At 45.1% G+C, this 3,053-nt stretch carries 2 protein-coding genes; both read left to right on the forward strand.

Annotated elements, in window-relative coordinates; all coding sequences use genetic code 11:
- Positions 1-35: 35 nt before the first annotated feature.
- On the forward strand, positions 36-983 hold the full coding sequence (locus AB4128_RS20680; protein WP_055025971.1) for a DmsE family decaheme c-type cytochrome: 948 nt from the start codon (positions 36-38) through the stop codon (positions 981-983).
- A gap of 15 nt (positions 984-998) precedes the next feature.
- On the forward strand, positions 999-2,987 hold the full coding sequence (locus AB4128_RS20685; protein ID WP_055025970.1) for an MtrB/PioB family decaheme-associated outer membrane protein: 1,989 nt from the start codon (positions 999-1,001) through the stop codon (positions 2,985-2,987).
- Positions 2,988-3,053 lie beyond the last annotated feature (66 nt).

Below are 3,053 nucleotides of genomic sequence, written 5' to 3' on the forward strand. Positions count from 1 at the left end.
TTTTTATTTAAGATTTAATAAGGTCAGGTGACATTATGAATTGGTGTCGAAACTTAATCGCATCTATCAGTGTAACCCTTTACTTGTGCTCATTTGGTGTCGCTGCTGCGCCATGGGATGACATGACAGGTGAAGAGGTTTCTCAAAAACTCGTTGAGAAGTTCGCTGAAGGTAAGTATTCCCCTAAAGGAGCAGACAGCTGCTTAATGTGTCACCAACGTACCGAAGGTGTTACCGACATCTTTAAAGGCGCACATGGCGACTTAACCAGTAAAGACTCACCTATGGCTGGACTGCAATGTGAAGCCTGTCATGGCCCTCAAGGCAACCACAATCGTGGCGGCAAAGAGCCCATGATCCAATTTGGTAAAGACAGCAAATTAGATGCGCCAACTCAAAATACCGTTTGCCAAGGTTGTCATAACGACCCAGAGCAAATGGCATGGCATAGCAGCACTCACAATCTTGAAGAGATTGCTTGTGCCGATTGTCACGTGGTACATGCTGCTAAAGACCCTGCCTTAGACAAGTTAACCGTTAATGACACCTGTACTAGCTGCCACACTCGTGAAAAAGCTGACATGAACAAGCGCTCATCTCATCCAATGAAATGGGATCAAATGACCTGTATTGATTGTCACTCTCCACATGGTTCTATGTCTGAAAGCGCCCTAAACAAGCCAACAGTCAATGACACTTGTTACAGCTGTCATGCTGAAAAGCGTGGCCCAATGCTATGGGAACATGCACCTGTGACTGAAAACTGTGTCACGTGTCATAACCCACACGGCAGCGTTAACGAAGGCATGCTAAACAATCGTGCACCACAGCTATGTCAGCAATGTCACGCTGATGACGGTCACGCAAGTCGCGTTGTTCTTCAACCTGGAATGGATGCCTTTGGCGGTGGAAAAAGCTGTTTGAACTGTCATAGCCAAATCCATGGTTCTAACCACCCAGCCGGCAGCTTACTGCAGCGCTAATCAGGAGCCATAACAATGAACTTTAAACTGAATTTAATCACTGCTTCTTTATTAATGGCAACGGCCCCTGCATGGGCAGCTGACTTTGCTGTTGGCAATGCTAATACAGAAAACCTTAATCAAGAGAAGTATCAATGTAAGCGCTGTACTTCAACACAAGGTTACAGCGGCAATGTTAACGTTTCTGCTGGCTACATCGACAGTGATGATGTCCATGCTGCCAATGCCTTTGGTACTGATCAAGATGGTTTTGTGACATCACTGAGTGGCGATATTGAATACCAAGATGAACACGGTTACCAAGCGCGTGTTCAAGCTCATCAACTTGGCTTTGAGAACAGCACAGCTAACATCAGTGTTGGCCAAAAAGGCTTATTCAATGTTGATGCGGATTACGCATTAATCACCACTTACCAATCAGGTGATGCCCAAAGTAACTTATACTACGACGATGGCATGATGACGCCTGATGTACCGTACGTATTTGAGTTATCTCAGCAACGTGAAAAAGTCGGTATCGGCGCCGATTTCAAACAAGACTTTTATCAAGCCTATGTGCGTTTCGACTCTGAAGATAAAACGGGCTATAAAAGCAGTAGTTTAGTGAGCCCAGGTCCAATTAACTTTGGTCAACGTGTTGATTCAACCACTGACTCATTCACCGCTGGCGCAGCACTCACCGGCGATAACTGGTTAACTGAATTAAGTTATTTTGGCAGTCAGTATAAAAACAATACTGACAACCTAAGCTTACCAACTGAATACGATGTGTATGCTGCAACCCCAGATAATCAAGCGCACCAAGTCTCGTTATCGGGTCAGTACCAGCTAGACCGCACTGTCATGTCAGGTCGTTTCATTGTCGGTCGTATGATCCAAGATGACGATTTGATTCAAGTGGCAGGCAACCCAATTCAAAACTGGGACGGCGAAGTCGATACCACAGATGCAAACTTCCGCATCACTTCTATGCTCAACAACCGTTTACGCCTTGGTGGTAGTTACGACTACAGCAATCGTGAAAACAACAGTTCAGTATTTGAATTCCAACAATACAACTTCGATAGCGTCAGTGGCACATTCAAAGAAAATGTCGCCACGGATATTGAGCGCTCAACCTTTAAAGTGAACGCCAGCTACCGCATTGCTAGCGGCTACCGCTTACAAGCGGGCTATGATCGCAAAGACATCGAACGCACTTACAGCGAACGTGAACAAACCAATGAAGATAGCTTATGGGCAAAACTGTCTATTCGTGCCATCGACAATTTCACTATCGATCTAAAAGCAGGTCACAGCAACCGTGGCGGCTCTGAGTATCAAGCAACAGAGCTAACGTCGAGCGAAGAAAACTCACTGATGCGTAAATACTATTTAGCAGACAGAGAGCGCAACGAAGTTGAGCTGCGTGTTAGCCACACTCCCCTTGACTGGTTAAGCATCGACTTAACAGGTCGTTATGCCAAAGACGATTACGATGACACAGTTATTGGTTTAACAGAATCAGAAGATTACAGCTACGACATCAATCTTAATATGCAACTAACGAAGCAGTTCTCTGCTTACGGTTTTGCAGGTCAGCAATGGATTAACTCTGCTCAAGCAGGCAGTCAAAGCTACAGCAGTCCAGATTGGTACGCAGATATTGAAGATAAGTTTATCAACCTAGGTGCTGGCGTAAGTTATGGCGGCCTAATGGAAGACAAGCTGACACTTGGTGCTGATTACTTATTCAGTAACTCAAGCAGTGACACTTATGTCACCGCAGATGGCACCAGCCCATATGGGGATTACTACTCATATAACCATAGCGCTAGCCTTTACGCTAACTATGCCTTGAGTGATGACATGGCATTAAAGCTGACCTACAGCTACGAACGCTATTACGACACCGATGACGCTCAAATGACCCCTGACCAAGTGCCAGGCATGGTTACCCTGGGCGAGCTTAATCACAATTATAACGCCCATCAAATCATGCTGAATTTCAGCTATGTGCTGTAGTCGTTTAACAAACGTGCTGAATTTATTTTAGTAAGAGGAAATAATAATGGAACGCAGAAGTTTCTT

The sequence above is a fragment of the Shewanella sp. 10N.286.52.A9 genome (genome assembly GCF_041468985.1).
Classification (GTDB): Bacteria; Pseudomonadota; Gammaproteobacteria; order Enterobacterales; family Shewanellaceae; genus Shewanella; species Shewanella japonica.

Bases quoted from the DNA above. Each gene is read 5' to 3' on its own strand.
- AB4128_RS20680 (WP_055025971.1), top strand. From the start codon at position 36: ATGAATTGGTGTCGAAACTTAATCGCATCTATCAGTGTAACCCTTTAC.
- AB4128_RS20685 (WP_055025970.1), top strand. From the start codon at position 999: ATGAACTTTAAACTGAATTTAATCACTGCTTCTTTATTAATGGCAACG.